Source organism: Microbacterium schleiferi, assembly GCF_015565955.1.
Classification (GTDB): Bacteria; Actinomycetota; Actinomycetes; order Actinomycetales; family Microbacteriaceae; genus Microbacterium; species Microbacterium schleiferi_A.
The window spans coordinates 1,013,725-1,029,811 of sequence record NZ_CP064760.1 but is presented as its reverse complement, the minus strand read 5'-3'; the positions used below and the strand labels follow the sequence as shown (position 1 = coordinate 1,029,811).

Below are 16,087 nucleotides of genomic sequence, written 5' to 3'. Positions count from 1 at the left end.
CTCACGCCCCCTGACGGGTCGCGGCGGCCCCGAACGCGGCGCCGGCAAGCGGAGCGCTGTCCCGGTAGGGCGAACCACCCGTGACATTGTCACCGCGGTTAGGACGGGGCGAGCTTCCCGCGCTCCCCCGGCCGCTGCCACGAGGCGCTCGTGAGTCGGCGCATCGGCAACGCCCGCCGGGCGATCCTTCGCGAGCTCCTTTCGGAGCACCGGAACGACCTCGCCGCCGAGGATGTCCAGCTGCTCGAGCACGGTCTTCAGGGGCAGGCCGGCGTGATCGATCAGGAACATCTGGCGCTGGTAGTCACCGAAGTGATCCCGCATCGCCGCGTACCGGTCGATGACCTGCTGCGGCGAGCCGACCGTCAACGGCGTCATCTCGGTGAAGTCTTCCAAGCTGGGCCCGTTCCCGTACACCGGGGCGTTGTCGAAGTAGGGGCGGAATTCCCGCACCGCCTCCTGGGAGTTGCGGTGCATGAACACCTGTCCGCCCAGGCCCACGATCGCCTGTTCCGGAGTGCCGTGACCGTAGTGCGCGAACCGCTCACGATAGAGCGTGACCAGCCGCTGGAAGTGCTCGGTGGGCCAGAAGATGTTGTTCGCGAAGAACCCGTCGCCGTAGTACGCGGCCTGCTCGGCGATCTCGGGCGTGCGGATCGAGCCGTGCCAGACGAACGGGGGCACGCCGTCGAGCGGCCGCGGCGTCGAAGTGAAGCCCTGCAGGGGCGTGCGGAATTGGCCCTGCCAGTCCACGACATCCTCGCGCCACAGCCGATGCAGCAGCGCGTAGTTCTCGACCGCGAGGTTCAGTCCCTGGCGGATGTCCTTCCCGAACCACGGGTAGACAGGGCCGGTATTGCCACGTCCCAGGATGAGGTCGGCCCGGCCACCCGAAACGTGCTGGAGCATCGCGTAGTCTTCCGCGATCTTGACCGGGTCGTTGGTGGTGATGAGGGTCGTGGCCGTCGAGAGCAGAATGCGCTCGGTCTGGCCCGCGATGTAGGCGAGCGTGGTCGTCGGTGAAGAAGACCAGAACGGCGGATTGTGGTGCTCGCCGAGGGCGAAGACATCGAGCCCGACCTCTTCAGCGTGCTTGGCGATCTGCAGGGTCGCGCGGATCCGCTCGGCCTCGCTGGGAGTGTGCCCGGTCGTCGGGTCCTCGGTGATATCGCTGACCGTGAAGATCCCGAACTGCATTTGGCTCATCGTGCTCTCCGCTCTCGGCCCGGGGTGAGGACCGATCTATGCAACTGAATGTATCTTGTGCAACGCGACCGCGACGGTTCTATTCCCCGGCCTCGGTTCCGGACCCGTCGGCCGGGCCATCGACCTCCGCGAACATCGCGAGCATGTCACGAACCAGTTGATGGGGCGCGGTCTCGCACGGACTGTGTCCCGTCTCATACACCGCGACCTGTGCGCCGATGCGCTGGGCGTAGGAAAGGTACTGCTCGGTCGACCAGAGATCGTGCGCCCCTGTCGCGACGAGCGTGGGCACGGATGCGGCGCGCACGGCGTCGGCGACATCCGGCATCCGCATCATGAGACCCACGATGTCGTCGACGCTCTCTCGCCGCGTGAGGGCGAACCGCTCGCGAACGAACGCGATCCGTTGCGGCGGGACCCGGTTCAAGTTGTTCCGGATGCCCCAGAGCAGCAAAGACGCGCCGCTTCGCGGACCCGCAAGACTGCTGAAGCGCCCGATCCGCTTGACTCCTCGGAAAACTTGCCCGGTCGCTGGCGGCGTCGAAAGCAGAGTCAGCGTGGCGAACAGTTCGGGCCGCTCGGCGAGGATCAGTTGTGACACGAGACCCGCGAAGGAGTAGCCGAGGACGTGCGCGGGGCCCGGCCGACACTCGAGCACTGCCGTCAGATCGTCGATGAACAGCGGATAGTCGTACCGCGCGCGGGGCGGGTCGAGGTTCTCGGGTCCGGCATCCCGCGATTCGTACTGGCCAGCGAGATCGTACGCCTCGACCCGGTAGCCGGCCTCAGCAAGCAGCGGCAGCATGAGCGTGAAGTCCTCTTTGGAACCGGTCACGCCCGGAAAGAGCACGACCCTCCCCCGAGTTCCGGTTCCCAGACTCACGCGCGCGAGGCGCCCGCTCGGGGCATCGAGGTCGTCGCGCACAGTGCCCGCCGGGAAGACCCGCCAGTCGAGATCGGGGATCGCGGCGTCCCGTTCTCGAGCGTCATCGGTAAGCGTCATCGACGCCCGAGACTACTCCAGGCACGCACGCTCTGGCGGCATTCCGGCTACGCGAACAGCGCCGCGCCGATGAAGGAACCCTCGGCCGGCGCCGGGGGTACAGCCCAGATCCCCGACCCGATCGTGAGGAGATACTCCATCATGAGGTCCGTCGCGACCGACCTCTGGACGGTGATGAAGCGCTCGGGCGAGCGCACATACGCGAGAAAGAACAGGCCAGCGTCGAGCCTGCCCAGGGCCGTGTTGCCGTCGACGTAGTTGTAGCCACGGCGCAGCATCCGGATGCCGCCGTTGGCGTCGGGGTGCGCGCGGGCGACGTGGGATGCCGGGTCGATCGTGGGCATGCCGGATCCCCACGCGGCGGCGAAGTCGGGCGGAGTGAATTCGTCTCCGCCGCTCAGGGGTGCACCGCTGCCCTTGGTGCGGCCGGTGATCTGTTCTTGCTCGGCAAGACGAACCCGGTCCCACGTCTCGATCTTCATCGCGATCTTTCGAGCGACGAGATACGAACCGCCGGCCAGCCACGCGGGGCCGTCCTCCGTCGAGACCCAGACGTGCTCGGCAAGGGCCTGCTCGTCGGTGGCGAGGAGGTTGGCGGTGCCGTCTTTGAATCCAAAGAGGTTGCGCGGGGTCTGTTGCTGCGCAGACGTCCGGGAGGTGCGCCCGAACCCGAGTTGAGACCAGCGCAGTCGCGCTCTCCCGAAAGCGATGCGACTGAGGTTGCGCACAGCGTGCACGGCGACCTGCGGATCATCGGCGCATGCCTGAATGCACAGGTCCCCGCCACTGTGTCCGGGGTCGAGGTCGTCGCCGAGAAACGGGGGCAGCATCGCGAGCGCCGGCGGAGCCTGATCCGCAAGACCGAAACGGTCGGCCCCTCGTCGGTGCGGAACAGCGTCGGCCCGAATCCGACGGTGATGGTCAGGTTGCTCGCCGGCAGCCCAAGCGCCTCGCCGGTATCGTCCGGTGGCGCGTCTGGTGAGCCGCCAATCGCGCCCGACGCGCTCACCTCGAGGCCGAGCATCATCCTCGAGGCGGCATAGCTCCAGTCCTGAAGCAACTCGATGAGCTCGTCCCGGCTGGTCGTATCCATGACATCGAACGCCGCGAAGTGCAGGTGGTCTTGCACCTCCGTCGTAATCCCGGACGGGTGCTCCCCGAAGAAGGGATGCGTATCGGCGGGTGATGCTGCCCTCGGGTCGGTAGCGCGTGCGACCAGCGCGGCGCCGCCGACGCCGACCGCAACGCCCGCGGCACCGGCGCCCAGTGCCAGGCCGAGCAGACCTCGCCTGCTCAGCCCGGCTCCGGGGCGCCCCTGCGATTCGGGATCGGTCATGATCACTCCAGAACGGTCGCCGTCAGTTGCGAGAGCGGCTCGGCGAGCGCATTGATCTGATCAGAAAGTGCGCGCTTGTCGGCCTCCGTCAACGCGCCGTAGGCGACGAATCCGTCGCTGAGCGATCCGAATGCCGCCAGCTCCGCGTCAAGCCGGGCGTAGCCGTCGTCGATCTGCGCGACGAGTTCCTCCCCGTCGGGCCCGCTTGCGACGGCGAAGTCCCGCACGAGCGAGAAGGCCATCTTCGAGCCCTCGACGTTGGCAGCGAAGTCGTACAGGTCGGTACCCGACCACCAGTCCTCCTCGCCGCTGATCTTGCCGGTCGCGACCTCGTCCAGCAGCGCGATAGCGCCATTGGAGATCCCCGCGATGCCCTGCGATTCGAGGGCGTCGACGAATTCCTCGCTGTGCACGTAGTCGTAGAGCTCCTGCACGTCCGCGATGAGCAGGTCACCGAAATCGGCACGCTGCTCAGGCGTCGAGGGCGCCCAGTCCTTCCATGCCGACGTTGCACCATCGGAGTTGAGAGCATCGGAAGCAGGGACCCAGAGGTCCTTCTCGATGCGATGGAAGCCGGTCCAGTCGATTCCATCGGCGACAGCGTCGACCTCGCGGAAGTCGATGCGCGGGTCCAGATCGCCCAGCGACTCGGCGACAGGTTCGATGCGCTCGTAGTACGCCCGCACCTGGGGGAACATCTCGCGGGCGGTCTCGTCGTCGCCGGCCACATAGGCGGCGACGAACTCGTCCACAGCCGGCACCAGTTGTCCGACCTGATCCTTGACGAACGCCGCGTACAGGTCGACAGCCTGCTGCTTGAGCTCGGCATCTTCGGCATCCACCGTGACAGCATCTCCGCTGACCGTGAACGCGGCACGGCCCACACCCTCGCCGACCATCCCGGGCTTGCACAGCGTGTAGTAGTCGCCCGGCTGGGCCAGCACCGTGAGGGTTCGGGACGCGCCGGGGGCGATGTTCTCGACCTCGCCGACGATCCGCAGCCCGTCGCTGGCAAGAAGGTAGAACTCGGTGGTCTCCGATCCGGCGTTGGTGACCTCGAAGTTCAGGGTGCCGCTGGTCGTGCTGGCTGCCGAAATCTCGCACGCGTCATCCGTGGAGGTGACAGTGAGCGCGTCACCGGAGGCCTGATCGGCCCGGGCGACGCACCCGGCGAGGATGAGGGAACCGGCTGCGGTCGCCGCAACGAGCGCCAGGCTACGAGAGAGAGTCTTCATGGGTCTCCTTGCTGTGGGGAGTGAGATCGGACGAGCGGATGCTCGGGGCAAGAGGGGCGGGCGTGGGCCGCGGGCGTGCCGCGAACGCGCGGGCGAGAAACACCGTGCCGACGATGGCGACGTAGAGGCCCCAGGCGATCACCTGCAGCCAGCTCATGCGCGCGGTGAAGCCGATGGTCGCCTGCAGGATGACAGCAGGGGCACTCACTGGGTCGAAGACTCCGGTCAGATCGAATGCCCAGCCGAAGGGGAAAGCTGCCCAGCCAACCGCGACCACGCCAGTGTCCTGGACCGGGGCTATCGCGGTGAAAGGCCCGGGCAGCACGCCAGCTTCCTGCAGATCGCCAATCCCATACGCGAGGACCCCCGCGGCGACGAGGATCAGAAACGCACCCGTCCACGTGAAGAAGAGCCGGAGGTTCAGGCGCAGCATCCCGCGGGCGACAAGCCACCCGAGAACTGCCGCGCAGAGGATGCCGAGAACGGCGCCCGCGAGAGCCTCCGGCGTATTGCCCAGCGACTGCACCATCGACCACAGCAGGAGTGTCGTCTCGACGCCCTCTCGAGCGACGGACACGAACCCGAGGACGACGATTCCCCACAGTCCCCCGGTCGCGATAGCCCGGTCGACGCCGCTGCGCAGACCTCCCGCCAGCGTTCGCGCATGGGCCTGCATCCAGAAGACCATCCAGGTCACCATCGCGACAGCCAGCAGCGACAGCGTGCCGCCGATGATCTCCTGGGCTTCGAAGGTCAGCGCGTAGGTACCGAACGTGAAGAACGCTCCGATCGCGAGGGCGAGCGCAACTGCTCCCCGACGCCCAGCCAGAGGCGCGGCAGGACATCGCGTCGCTGCAGCTGCGTGAGGTACGCGATCAAGATGCCGACGACAAGCGCGGCCTCCAGACCTTCGCGAAGGCCGATGAGAAAGCTCGCGAGCACGAAGAACCTCGAGGTGGGACGGATTTATGTCGGTAAGGCTTACCTAAGTCATCCGAGACATTACTCGTCGGCGATCATCGGAGCAACTCTTCCCGCCCCGGACATGACAAAGGGCCGCCCCACACCGTGGGGCGGCCCTTCGAGAAAGCGATATACGCGGGTGCGCTGCGTTAGCGGCGAAGACCCAGGCGCTCGATCAACGAACGGTACCGTGCGATGTCGATGTCCTGAAGGTAGCCGAGCAGACGACGGCGCTGACCCACGAGCAGGAACAGACCACGACGCGAGTGGTGGTCGTGCTTGTGCTCCTTCAGGTGCTCCGTGAGGTCCTTGATGCGCTGCGTCATGAGCGCGACCTGCACCTCGGGGGATCCGGTGTCACCGGGGTGCGTTGCATACTCTTCGATGATCGCCTTCTTGACTTCTGCTTCCAGTGCCATAGAACGATCCCCTCTCTCCTCGTTGCGCGGCGCCCGTCACCTGATGTGCGAGCTCTCTTCATCCGCGGCCGATCGAACGGCAACCGCACAAGTCTACCAGCATCGAAGACGCACCCACGAGCGAGCGCCAGAGTAGCCTCGTCGGGTGCGCATCACCGTTCGAGTAAAACCCGGGAGCCGGCGCGGTCCCCTGGTCGAGACGGTGGGAACCGATCTCGTCGTCTATCTCCGTGAGCCGGGCCGCGAGGGCGCTGCCAACGCCGCTCTCCCCCGGGTGCTTGCCGAGCACTTCGGCACCTCGCCGAGCCGCGTCTCTATCGTGCGGGGGCATTCGGCCCGCATCAAGCAGGTCGAGGTCGACATCTGATGGCACGCCTCTCGCGTGACCAGTTCCTCGATCTCCGGCCCTTCCGCGCCAGCCCCGCGTTCGCACGGCTGTGGATCGGGTCCACGCTCGCGGGCCTCGGCGGTCAACTCACCATCGTCGCCGTCATGCTGCACGTGTACGACCTCACGCAGAGCACCTTCGCCGTCTCGATGATCGCCGTGGTCGGGCTCGTGCCGATGGTCATCGCCGGGCTGTACGGCGGGATGCTCGCTGACGCGTTCGACAGACGCTTGGTGGCCCTATTGGCCGCGAGCATCACGTTCGTGTCCACCGCCGCGCTGGCGATCCTCGCCTGGACGCAGCTCGAGTCGGTGTGGTCGCTCTATACCTTGAGCATCGTCAACTCGGCAGCGAACTCGGTGGTGCTCGCAACGCGCTCCGCGATCGTTCCCCGGCTCCTTCCGCGTCAGCTTCTGCCCGCGGCAGCTGCCCTGCAGGGGATCACGGTCGGCATCATGGTGATGGCAGGCCCCGCTCTCGCTGGCGTTCTGGTCGCGACAGTCGGCTACGCATGGACGTACTCCGTGGATGTCGTCCTGATGACCTCGCTGTTCCTCGGCCTCTGGACGCTCCCCCGCATCGTTCCCGAAGGCGAGATCGTTCGGCCCGGCCTCGAGTCACTCCGTGACGGCATCGCCTTCCTGCGGCGGGCGGCAAACATCCGGCTGCAGTACATCCTCGATATCACCGCGATGACGTTCGGGCAGCCGCTCGCCCTTTTCCCGGCGATCGGCGCCGTCCTCCTCGGAGGCGGCCCGATCACCACCGGCGTCCTCACCGCGGCATTCGCCGCCGGCGCATTCCTCTCGAGCCTCTTCTCGGGTCGCATCGGGCGATATCGTGCGCACGGGCTGGGAATCGAACTCGCGATCCTCGTCTACGGCGGCGCCATCGTGGTCTTCGGCGGCGTGCTGCTGGCGGGGGCCTTCGGCGTCGGCGCCCCGACCGGCGTGAGCGAGACCTCACCGAACATTCCGCTGATCGCGCTCGCGGTGCTGGTGCTGGTCGTGGCCGGTGGGGCAGACAACGTGAGCGCCATCTACCGATCGACGATGATGCAGTCCGCAGTTCCCGACAGCATCCGGGGCAGGCTCCAGGGCATCTTCATCGTGGTCGTCGCCGGAGGACCCCGGGTCGGCGCGCTCTACGCGGGCACTCTCGCGACCGTCACGACTCTCTGGTTTCCGCCGCTGCTGGGTGGGCTGCTCATCCTCGCGATCGTGACGACGCTGGTGCGCCTGAGTCCCGGGTTCCGGGCTTACGACGCCGACAATCCGGTTCCCTGATCGCGCGCAGCACGGACGACGGCGGGGCGGATGCCGCAGCATCCGCCCCGCCGTCGTTGTGGCTCGAACCTCAGTCGGCCTGGAGGGAACCCTGCAGGTCGAGTTCGATCGTGACGTCCTTGCCCACCAGCACGCCGCCGGTCTCCAGCGCGGCGTTCCAGTTCAGGCCGAACTCCTCGCGGTTGATGACAGCCTTGGCGGTGGCGCCTGCCTTGTAGTTGCCCCACGGGTCGGTACCGAAGCCGCCGAACTCCACCTCGAAGGTCACGGGCTTGGTGATGCCGTGAAGGGTGAGGTCGCCGTCGACGAAGAAGTCGCCGTCCTCGATACGCACGCCGGTGGAGACGAAGTCCATCGTGGGGTACTGCTCGGCGTCGAAGAAGTCAGCCGAACGGAGGTGGTTGTCACGCCCCTCGTCGTTGGTGTCGACGGAGGTCACGTCGACCGAGGCGGTCACGGTGGTCTCGAGCGGGTTCGCGGGAGTCACGAACGTCGCGCTCTTCATACCGAAGGTGCCACGCACCTTCGAGATCATCATGTGCCGAACGGTGAAGCGAACCTCGCTGTGCGACGCATCCAGCTGCCACGTACCGACGCGGTAGCCGGGGATCTCGACGGTCGTCGTTTCGGTCATAGTTTCTCCTCGGGAGTTTGTCTGGGTCACCATGCGGCGACAAGAGGCCCAACGGCACAGCCCGGGCGCTCTATTCCCGTGAATGGAAAAATTTCCCCGTTTGTCACCGCACGGTCATCCGCAGACATGACGCGGCGGCGGATGCCGAGGCATCCGCCGCCGCGTGAGAGAAACTCAGCCGACCGAGATCAGATCGATGATGAAGATGAGGGTCTTTCCGCCGAGGAAGTGGCCGCCGGCGGGACCATAGGCCAGGTGCGGCGGAATGACGAGTTCGCGGCGACCGCCCTCACGCATGCCCGGGATGCCGTCCTGCCACCCCTGAATCAATCCGCGCAGCGGGAATTGGATACTCTCCCCACGGTTCCACGACGAGTCGAACTCCTCCCCGAGTCATACTCGACGCCCACGTAGTGCACGGTGACGCTGTCACCGGGCTTCGCCTCGGCGCCCTCACCGACGATCAGGTCACGAATGACGAGGTCGGACGGAGCAGGGCCCTGGGGGCATCGATGTCGGGCTTGGTGCGGTCATCAGTCATGCTCACCATCCCACCAGAGCCGGTCGCGGCGCGCAACGCGGCATCACGCGCGCGGGCTGGACCGCGCGACCGACTCGAGCGCAAGAACTTACGAACTGCTGACGTCAACGCCTGTGCCGGCGGCGGGCAGCCCACGGATGCCTATAGTGGGCGCGTGGTGCGTCTGATGCTCGTCGAGGATGATCGGACGATGCGCGAGACCGTGGCCGCGTACCTGACCCGCGCCGGACACGAGGTCATCGCCGTCGGTGACGGCGATGACGCCGTCTCACGTTTCGCCGAGGCCCCCGTCGACCTCGTCCTCCTCGATCTGATGCTCCCCGGCATGAGTGGACTCGACGTGACCAGACGACTTCGCGCGATGCGACGGGACCTCCCCCTCATCATGGTGACCGCGCGCACACAGGAGCACGAGAGAGTCCAGGGCCTCCTGGCCGGCGCTGACGACTACATCACCAAGCCCTACAGTCTCCGCGAGCTGGACCTGCGCATCCGCTCGCTGCTGCGCCGCACGACCGCGACAGCGGCCGAGCCCTCCGGCGTTCTCGTCGACGGCGACCTGCGTGTCGAGGTCGCCGCCGGCCGCGCCCTCCGAGGCGGGGAAAGCCTCTCACTCACGTCCCGCGAGTTCGACCTTCTGGTCTGGTTCCTGCAACACCCGGGCGTCGTCCACAGCCGTGAGGACCTCATCCGCGAGGTGTGGCGCTGGAACGTCGGGGACCCCTCGACGGTGACGGTGCACGTGCGGCGCCTGCGGGAGAAGATCGAGACTGACCCGTCCCACCCGACGCGGTTGGCAACGGTATTCGGCAAGGGATATCGGTGGGATGCGACCGATACGGCGGTCAGCCCGTGACTCCGGATGAGAACGCGGTAGTCCTATCGATCCTGACCACGGCGGGAGTCGGGCTCGCCGGAACCGCGATCGTCGCCGCCCTCCCGCGGTCCAAACCCGTCGTCGCGGCGATCGCCGCACCCTTCGTCGTCGTCGCGTCGTTGGCTGCCGGTGTCGCCGTCGCCACCCGTCAGATGCTCATCGACGACCACACCTCGCAGACCCTGCTCATCGTGCTCGCCGCCTGCGCGCCGCTCGCACTTCTGGTCGGGCTCGTGCTCGCACGACGCGCCCGAGCGATCGAGCGGGAAGCAGCCGCCGAACGGGCCGACAGGCAGCGCGCCCGCGAGGTTGAGGACTCGCGCCGGGAAACGGTGCGCTGGCTCTCGCACGATCTGCGGACGCCGCTTGCCGGCATCCGTGCCCTGGCCGAGTCCGTTGCCGAAGACAGCGCCCCCGAGGACCCACCCGCGCGGATCGTGCGCGAAGTCGACCGGCTGGATGCGATGGTCGATGACATCGTGGAGCTCTCGCGGCTGCACGCGCAGCGCCGCCGCGACATCACCCCGGCCTCGCTGGATGACATCGTCTCCGACGCCGTGGCCTCGGTCTCACCGCTGGCTGCCGCGGAAGGCGTCGAGATCGAGGCAACGGCCCTCGGCGGCGACATCGTCGAGGTCGAGGTTCGCGAACTCACTCGCGCCGTGACCAACATCATCACCAACGCCGTCCAGCACACTCCCGCGGGCGGTCGCGTTCTTCTTACAACAACGCGGGACGCCAACCATGCCGTGGTTTCGGTCACGGACGGATGCGGCGGAATTCCCGCGAGCGATCTTCCCCACCTTCTCGAGCCCGGGTGGCGCGGCGACACAGCTCGATCCGCCCGCGGGATGGGGCTCGGCCTGGCGATCGCCGACGAGGTTGCGCGCGCTCACGGCGGCGAGGTGACGATCGTCGGAACGGCGCCGGCCGACGGCTGCACGGTGAGCCTGCGGCTGCCGGCGACCGGGCTCGACGACAGCACCCCCGCCTGAGCCGCACCGCGGAGCCGGCCACGGGAGTTCTTACGGACCCGTGACGAGCTCTCTGGTTATGTAGAGGACCACGGCACGGTCGCGTTGACTGACGGTAGAGATGATCTCCCGACCGAAACAGGAGTCCCCATGCGCCGTTCACCTGCCACCGCAGCAGCCCTGGTCCTGATCGCGGGTCTCGGCCTGACCGCGTGCGCCACCCCCGCCACCGATGCTGCCGCCACTCCCGCATCGACCCCCGCCGACGTCATGACCGGTGGTGCGACCGACGACATGGCCACCAGCGAGCCGATGGACGATATGTCCGCGGACGCCATGGCGGCGGGCGCGTACCTCACACTCGACGAGTACCAGAACCAGATGGCCGACCGTGCTGGCACGACGGTGGTCTACTTCTTCCATGCCGACTGGTGCCCGAGTTGCCGCGCGACAGAGGATTCGCTCACGACGGCCGGCGTCCCCGACGGGCTCACCGTCGTGAAGATCGACTACGACACCGCCACCGACCTCAAGCGCGAATACGGCATCACCCAGCAGCACACGTTCGTGCAGGTCGACGAGGACAGCGCACAACTGGCGAAGTGGACCGGGTCGGTCACCGGGGATGACATCAAGGCGCAGGCGATCGAGGGATGATCACCGCCCTCGCCGGGGCACTGTTGGCGGGGGCGCTGACGACCCTCGCACCCTGCTCGCTGACGCTTCTGCCGATCATCGTCGGCGGCTCGCTCCAGGGCGCATCGAACCGGGATGCGACGCGACGGGCGATCATCATCACGCTGTCCTTGGGAGCGAGCGTCACGGTCTTCACGTTGCTTCTGCGGGCGACCACGGCGCTCATCGACATCCCCACCCAGGTCTGGCAGGTCGTCAGCGGCATCCTGCTGATCGTCCTCGGCGTGTTCTCGGTCTTTCCCGGCGCGTGGGACAGCATCTCCCAGCGCACGGGACTGACCGGAGCTTCCGCCCGGAACCTGGATGCCGCCCACCGTCGCGGCGGCACACTCGGCGCGATCCTCACCGGCGCCGCGCTCGGCCCGGTCTTCACCTCGTGCAGCCCGCTGTTCGCCTACGTGATCGTCACCGTCCTGCCCGCCGAACCCGCGCGGGGGCTCGCGCTGCTGGGCGCCTACGTCGTGGGGCTCATGGCCGTATTGCTCGTGATCGCCCTGGCCGGACAGCGCGCCCTCCGCCGGATGCGCTGGGCAGCCGACCCGCACGGGTGGTTCCGGCGGGGGCTGGGCATCCTGTTCATCGTCATCGGCATCCTGATCGCCACCGGCCTCATGCAAGACATCGAGGCGTGGATCCTCACCTACTCGCCGATCGCGCCGTGGGAGATCGGGTCCGACATCGGCCGTTGATACTCATGACCGGGGGCCCTTGACAAGGCGCCGCGGCGGCGAGAAGCTGATATCAGATCCACTCAGCGCCCGGATTCGACTCGCAGGCATCGCCGCGGCACCGGGCGCTGAGTCTGTGTCTGGGCAGCTCATCGACGTCCGACGACGCTAGCGTGGGTGAATGCGCTTCGCTCACGTCTCCCTCCCCGGGTCAGCAACGATGCAGCTCGTGACCATCGATAACGACGGCGCCGCCGTCGTGTCACAGCTCTTCGACGGCGCGCCAACCACCCTCAACGAGCTCATCGAGGGCGGCAGCGAGCTGCTCGATCGCGTGCGCGCCGCCGCATCCCCTGCTCCCCGCCTCCCTCTGGAGGGCGCCACGTACGGACCTGCCGTGCCGCAGCCGCCCGTGATTCTGGCCGTCGGCCTGAACTACGCGGCGCACTCGAGCGAACTCGGGCTGAAGACCGACACGGCACCGACGGTGTTCGTGCTCTGGCCGAATTCGCTCGCCGGTCATGACGGAACGACCAGCTGGCCGCGCACGCTCAGCGAAGCGGTGGACTATGAGGCCGAACTCGGAGTCATCATCGGCGAACCCGCGAAGGATGTCACACCCGAGTCGGCCCTCGATCACGTCTGGGGCTACACCGTCGTCAACGACATCACCGCGCGCGACATCCAGTTCGCCGAGGCGCAATGGTCACGGTGCAAGTCCTTCGACGGCTTCACTCCCGTCGGCCCGGTCATCGTGACCGCTGATGAGATCCCCGACCCGCAGAACCTGCACATCTGGACGGTCCTGGACGGACACACGCTGCAGGATGCGTCGACGAACCAGATGGTGCGACCGGTCGCAACCCTCATTGCGCACCTGTCGGCATCCGTGACCCTCCTGCCGGGGACGCTGATTTCCACCGGTAGCCCGGGGGGCGCCGGCTACTCGCGGGACCCGCAGGTCTTCCTCCGAGACCGGTCGACGGTGACCGTCGGTGTCGAAGGCATTGGAGAACTGAAAACGCACTGCCGGATCATCGACTGATCCGGCAGTGCGTTCTCGTGATCGTCAGTTCGAGTAGACGACGAACGACGCCGTCGACAAGACGACGATCGCGATGATGATCCCCAGCACCATGAAGATGATGCTCAACCAGATCGCCCACTTCGCGGGAGCGTTGCTGTAGCCCGTTCCCTTGCTCTGGTTCAGCGCGACGATCCCGAGGATCAGGGCGAGCAGCTGGAAGAAGAAGGCGAGGATCAGAGCGACGATACCGAGCGTCTTGCCCGGCACGACAGCCGGCGCTCCGGCGGGCGCCTGCGGGGCAGGCTGGTAGGCGGGTGAATCGGACATGGGCGACTCCTTGCGTCCATTGCGGGTGAGGGCGGCCGCGCGTCATTGAGCGACCTCGCCGCAATCTAGCGGCATATTCCCAGCTACCGCAACGGGCCCGGCGGAGCCCTACAGGTCAGTATCTCCGGTGGGAGCGTTCTCGAGCCCGACGATCGGCATCGCCGCGGTGACGGCCTCCAGCCCCGACAGCCGGGCCGGTGACAACTGCTTGTCGACCTCGGCCCGAGACATGAGTCCTGCCTCGACCACGAGTTCGGCGATATTGCGGCCCGACACAAGGGCTGACTTCGCAAGAGCAGCCGCTGCCGCGTAGCCGATGAAGGGGGTCAGCGCCGTCACGACGCCCACTGACGCTCCCACCGACGCCGCGAGTCGCTCGCGATTGGCCGTAATGCCGTCCACACAGTTCACGCGCAGGGTGCGCATGGCTCTGCGCATCCAGGTGATCGACTGGAAGATCGAGTGAGCGATGATCGGCTCGAAGGCATTCAGCTGCAGCTGGCCGCCCTCGACCGCCATCGTCACGGTCAGGTCCGCACCGGCGACAGCGAAGGCTACCTGATTCACGACCTCGGGGATGACCGGATTCACCTTGCCGGGCATGATGCTCGATCCTGCCTGGCGCGCGGGGAGGGATATCTCCCCCAGACCCGCCTGCGGGCCCGACGAGAGCAGCCGCAGGTCATTGGAGATCTTCGAGAGCTTGATCGCGTTGCGCTTGAGGGATGCCGAGAACGACATGAACGCCCCCGTGTCACTCGTGGACTCCACGAGGTCGGACGCCGTCTCGAGGTCCAGCCCCGTGATCTCGCGGAGGTGGCGCAGAACCGCGTCCGCATAATCAGGATGCGCGGTGATGCCGGTGCCGATCGCCGTCGCCCCGAGGTTCACCTCGAACAGCAGGTGCGCGTTCTCGGTCAGTCGCTGGTAGTCCTGCCCCAGGGTCGTGGCAAAGCCGTGGAACTCCTGCCCGAGGGTCATGGGAACCGCATCCTGCAGCTGGGTGCGGCCGACCTTCAGGACATCGTGGAACTCCGTCGCCTTGTGCAGGAACGACTGACGCAGCAGGTCGAGCTCCTCCAGGAGCGTCTGCAGATCAAGACTCAAGCCGACCTTGATCGCCGTCGGATAGACGTCGTTGGTGGACTGACTGCGGTTGGTGTGATCGATCGGCGAGAGATAGGTGTAGTCGCCGCGGGGCCGGCCGGCAAGCTCGAGCGCGATGTTGGTGATGACCTCATTCGCGTTCATGTTGGTCGACGTGCCCGCCCCGCCCTGCACGACACCAACCACGAACTGATCGTGGAACTGACCGTCGATGACGAGCTGGGATGCGCGGTCGATGAGCGCCGCCCGCTCGGCATCGAGCACGCCGATCTCGGCATTGGCCCGCGCCGCGGCCTGCTTGACCATCGCGAGGGCGCGGACGAGGTCGGCATAGACCGAGATCGGGCGCCGCGAGATCGGGAAATTCTCCAACGCGCGGGCGGTGTGAATGCCCCAGTACGCGTCTGCGGGGATCTGCATCGACCCCAGGGAATCAGTCTCGATGCGCGCCGGAGCGGCTGTGTGGTGCGTCATTGTTCCTGCCGTTCATGAGCGCTTGCGAGAGAACGCCTCGAGGCGCTCGTGGGGGGTGAGTGCCGCCATCCGTTCGACCCACTCCTCGGAGAAGTAGTCGCCGGTGTCGGCGTCGACGACCGGCACGACGGCGTGCGTGATCGTCGTTTCGTACACGTGCACGAGATGGAAGGACTGCCCGGCATCCATTCCATTGACCTGCTGCGGAGGCCGGGCGAGATCCATGGTGTAACAGGTGGCCGCCGACACCGACACGGGGATGCCGGCGAAGGTGGCATTTGTCGAGTAGTGCAGGTGACCGGCCAGAATGCCGCGCACGTCAGTCCCGGCGATCGCATCGGCGAGGCGCTGCTGGTCGCGCAGCTCGAGAATGTCGAAGAATGGCAGGTGCGACGGGATCGGCGGATGGTGCATCGCCAAGAGCGTTCCCAGCGGCGCGGGCGTCGCGAGGTGTTCCTCGAGCCAGCGGAGCTGGCCCTCGTCGAGGTCACCGTGATGCCAGCCCGGCACCGACGTGTCGATCGCGATGAGTCGCAGGCCATCGAGATCCCAGACGCCTGTCACCGGCTCCTGCGTCGGTTCGGCATCCATCAGGTGTTCGCGAAGCGCGGGGCGCTCATCGTGGTTTCCTGCCACCCAGACAAGCGGTGCGGCAAGATCGCGGGCAACCGGCTCGAGCACGGCGCGCAGGTCGCGGTAGGCCCCGGGCTCCCCCTCATCGGTGAGGTCGCCGGTCACAACGATCGCATCGGGACGGATGCCCAGGTCACGCACCTTCTGCAGAGTCCGGCTGAGGTTCGCCGTGGTATCAAATCGTCCGCCGAGCGGCCTGCCCCCGTCGAGGAAGTGCGTGTCGCTCAGGTGCACGATCGTCCGAAGCGCGGGCGGATACTGACCGAACCGCACAGAAGCCGAGGCCATGCCGC

At 67.1% G+C, this 16,087-nt stretch carries 14 protein-coding genes and 4 pseudogenes; 7 read left to right on the top strand and 11 right to left on the bottom strand.

The genetic code is table 11. From position 1 onward, the window contains the following. Position 1: 1 nt before the first annotated feature. The 6 genes and pseudogenes from IT882_RS04870 to rpsO form a co-directional block, all read right to left on the bottom strand. Positions 2-1,197, bottom strand: a pseudogene (locus tag IT882_RS04870) (LLM class flavin-dependent oxidoreductase). Positions 1,198-1,285: 88 nt separating this feature from the next. Continuing rightward, on the bottom strand, positions 1,286-2,209 hold the full coding sequence (locus IT882_RS04865; protein ID WP_195693407.1) for an alpha/beta fold hydrolase: 924 nt from the start codon (positions 2,207-2,209) through the stop codon (positions 1,286-1,288). A gap of 47 nt (positions 2,210-2,256) precedes the next feature. Then, a pseudogene (efeB, locus tag IT882_RS04860) lies at positions 2,257-3,545 on the bottom strand (iron uptake transporter deferrochelatase/peroxidase subunit). A 2-nt stretch (positions 3,546-3,547) separates the two neighbouring features. Next, a complete protein-coding gene (efeO, locus tag IT882_RS04855) occupies positions 3,548-4,780 on the bottom strand; it encodes an iron uptake system protein EfeO (RefSeq protein WP_195693406.1) in 1,233 nt (410 codons plus the stop codon). Then, positions 4,761-5,722: pseudogene (gene efeU, locus IT882_RS04850) on the bottom strand (iron uptake transporter permease EfeU). Before efeU ends, efeO begins: the two are co-directional and overlap by 20 nt. A gap of 170 nt (positions 5,723-5,892) precedes the next feature. Further along, a complete protein-coding gene (rpsO, locus tag IT882_RS04845; protein WP_195693405.1) occupies positions 5,893-6,162 on the bottom strand; it encodes a 30S ribosomal protein S15 in 270 nt (89 codons plus the stop codon). 145 nt (positions 6,163-6,307) lie between these two features. Here rpsO and IT882_RS04840 point away from each other — a divergent pair, with 145 nt between their 5' ends. Both IT882_RS04840 and IT882_RS04835 read left to right on the top strand, forming a co-directional pair. Then, positions 6,308-6,529, top strand: coding sequence for a DUF167 domain-containing protein (locus IT882_RS04840; protein ID WP_195693404.1), 222 nt, complete (start codon positions 6,308-6,310; stop codon positions 6,527-6,529). Next, positions 6,529-7,836, top strand: coding sequence for an MFS transporter (locus IT882_RS04835; protein WP_195693403.1), 1,308 nt, complete (start codon positions 6,529-6,531; stop codon positions 7,834-7,836). Before IT882_RS04840 ends, IT882_RS04835 begins: the two co-directional genes overlap by 1 nt. Positions 7,837-7,906: 70 nt before the next feature. On the opposite strand, the gene IT882_RS04830 is transcribed toward IT882_RS04835, so the two are convergent. Together IT882_RS04830 and IT882_RS04825 are read right to left on the bottom strand one after the other, a co-directional pair. Then, entirely contained in the window at positions 7,907-8,470 is a 564-nt protein-coding gene (locus IT882_RS04830) for a YceI family protein (protein WP_195693402.1), read from the bottom strand. Positions 8,471-8,644: 174 nt separating this feature from the next. Then, positions 8,645-9,011, bottom strand: a pseudogene (locus tag IT882_RS04825) (FKBP-type peptidyl-prolyl cis-trans isomerase). Between IT882_RS04825 and IT882_RS04820 the strand changes: the two are divergent. The 5 genes from IT882_RS04820 to IT882_RS04800 all read left to right on the top strand — a co-directional run bounded on the left by IT882_RS04820 (position 8,983) and on the right by IT882_RS04800 (position 13,271). Beyond that, complete coding sequence (locus IT882_RS04820) at positions 8,983-9,867, top strand: response regulator transcription factor (protein ID WP_324253924.1); 885 nt, start codon at positions 8,983-8,985, stop codon at positions 9,865-9,867. The pseudogene IT882_RS04825 and the gene IT882_RS04820 overlap by 29 nt on opposite strands. Beyond that, complete coding sequence (locus tag IT882_RS04815; protein ID WP_195693401.1) at positions 9,864-10,883, top strand: sensor histidine kinase; 1,020 nt, start codon at positions 9,864-9,866, stop codon at positions 10,881-10,883. Before IT882_RS04820 ends, IT882_RS04815 begins: the two co-directional genes overlap by 4 nt. A gap of 129 nt (positions 10,884-11,012) precedes the next feature. Then, positions 11,013-11,519, top strand: coding sequence for a thioredoxin family protein (locus IT882_RS04810; protein ID WP_195693400.1), 507 nt, complete (start codon positions 11,013-11,015; stop codon positions 11,517-11,519). Then, complete coding sequence (locus tag IT882_RS04805; protein ID WP_229382309.1) at positions 11,516-12,247, top strand: cytochrome c biogenesis CcdA family protein; 732 nt, start codon at positions 11,516-11,518, stop codon at positions 12,245-12,247. The genes IT882_RS04810 and IT882_RS04805 overlap by 4 nt, the downstream gene beginning before the upstream one ends. Before the next feature lie 160 nt (positions 12,248-12,407). Then, entirely contained in the window at positions 12,408-13,271 is an 864-nt protein-coding gene (locus tag IT882_RS04800; RefSeq protein WP_195693399.1) for a fumarylacetoacetate hydrolase family protein, read from the top strand. A 24-nt stretch (positions 13,272-13,295) separates the two neighbouring features. Here the strand turns inward: IT882_RS04800 and IT882_RS04795 are convergent, their stop codons facing one another. The 3 genes from IT882_RS04795 to IT882_RS04785 form a co-directional block, all read right to left on the bottom strand. After that, on the bottom strand, positions 13,296-13,580 hold the full coding sequence (locus tag IT882_RS04795) for a hypothetical protein (RefSeq protein ID WP_195693398.1): 285 nt from the start codon (positions 13,578-13,580) through the stop codon (positions 13,296-13,298). A gap of 108 nt (positions 13,581-13,688) precedes the next feature. Next, complete coding sequence (locus IT882_RS04790) at positions 13,689-15,161, bottom strand: aspartate ammonia-lyase (protein WP_195693397.1); 1,473 nt, start codon at positions 15,159-15,161, stop codon at positions 13,689-13,691. Positions 15,162-15,173: 12 nt separating this feature from the next. Continuing rightward, on the bottom strand, positions 15,174-16,082 hold the full coding sequence (locus IT882_RS04785) for a phosphodiesterase (RefSeq protein WP_195693396.1): 909 nt from the start codon (positions 16,080-16,082) through the stop codon (positions 15,174-15,176). Positions 16,083-16,087 lie beyond the last annotated feature (5 nt).

What these genes read in the sequence shown, in the direction of transcription:
- IT882_RS04805 (WP_229382309.1), top strand. Translation starts at nt 11,516, where the DNA reads ATGATCACCGCCCTCGCCGGGGCACTGTTGGCGGGGGCGCTGACGACC.
- IT882_RS04835 (WP_195693403.1), top strand. Translation starts at nt 6,529, where the DNA reads ATGGCACGCCTCTCGCGTGACCAGTTCCTCGATCTCCGGCCCTTCCGC.
- IT882_RS04810 (WP_195693400.1), top strand. Translation starts at nt 11,013, where the DNA reads ATGCGCCGTTCACCTGCCACCGCAGCAGCCCTGGTCCTGATCGCGGGT.
- IT882_RS04865 (WP_195693407.1), bottom strand. Translation starts at nt 2,209, where the DNA reads ATGACGCTTACCGATGACGCTCGAGAACGGGACGCCGCGATCCCCGAT.
- IT882_RS04790 (WP_195693397.1), bottom strand. Translation starts at nt 15,161, where the DNA reads ATGACGCACCACACAGCCGCTCCGGCGCGCATCGAGACTGATTCCCTG.
- efeO (WP_195693406.1), bottom strand. Translation starts at nt 4,780, where the DNA reads ATGAAGACTCTCTCTCGTAGCCTGGCGCTCGTTGCGGCGACCGCAGCC.
- IT882_RS04785 (WP_195693396.1), bottom strand. Translation starts at nt 16,082, where the DNA reads ATGGCCTCGGCTTCTGTGCGGTTCGGTCAGTATCCGCCCGCGCTTCGG.
- IT882_RS04795 (WP_195693398.1), bottom strand. Translation starts at nt 13,580, where the DNA reads ATGTCCGATTCACCCGCCTACCAGCCTGCCCCGCAGGCGCCCGCCGGA.
- rpsO (WP_195693405.1), bottom strand. Translation starts at nt 6,162, where the DNA reads ATGGCACTGGAAGCAGAAGTCAAGAAGGCGATCATCGAAGAGTATGCA.
- IT882_RS04830 (WP_195693402.1), bottom strand. Translation starts at nt 8,470, where the DNA reads ATGACCGAAACGACGACCGTCGAGATCCCCGGCTACCGCGTCGGTACG.
- IT882_RS04820 (WP_324253924.1), top strand. Translation starts at nt 8,983, where the DNA reads ATGTCGGGCTTGGTGCGGTCATCAGTCATGCTCACCATCCCACCAGAG.
- IT882_RS04800 (WP_195693399.1), top strand. Translation starts at nt 12,408, where the DNA reads ATGCGCTTCGCTCACGTCTCCCTCCCCGGGTCAGCAACGATGCAGCTC.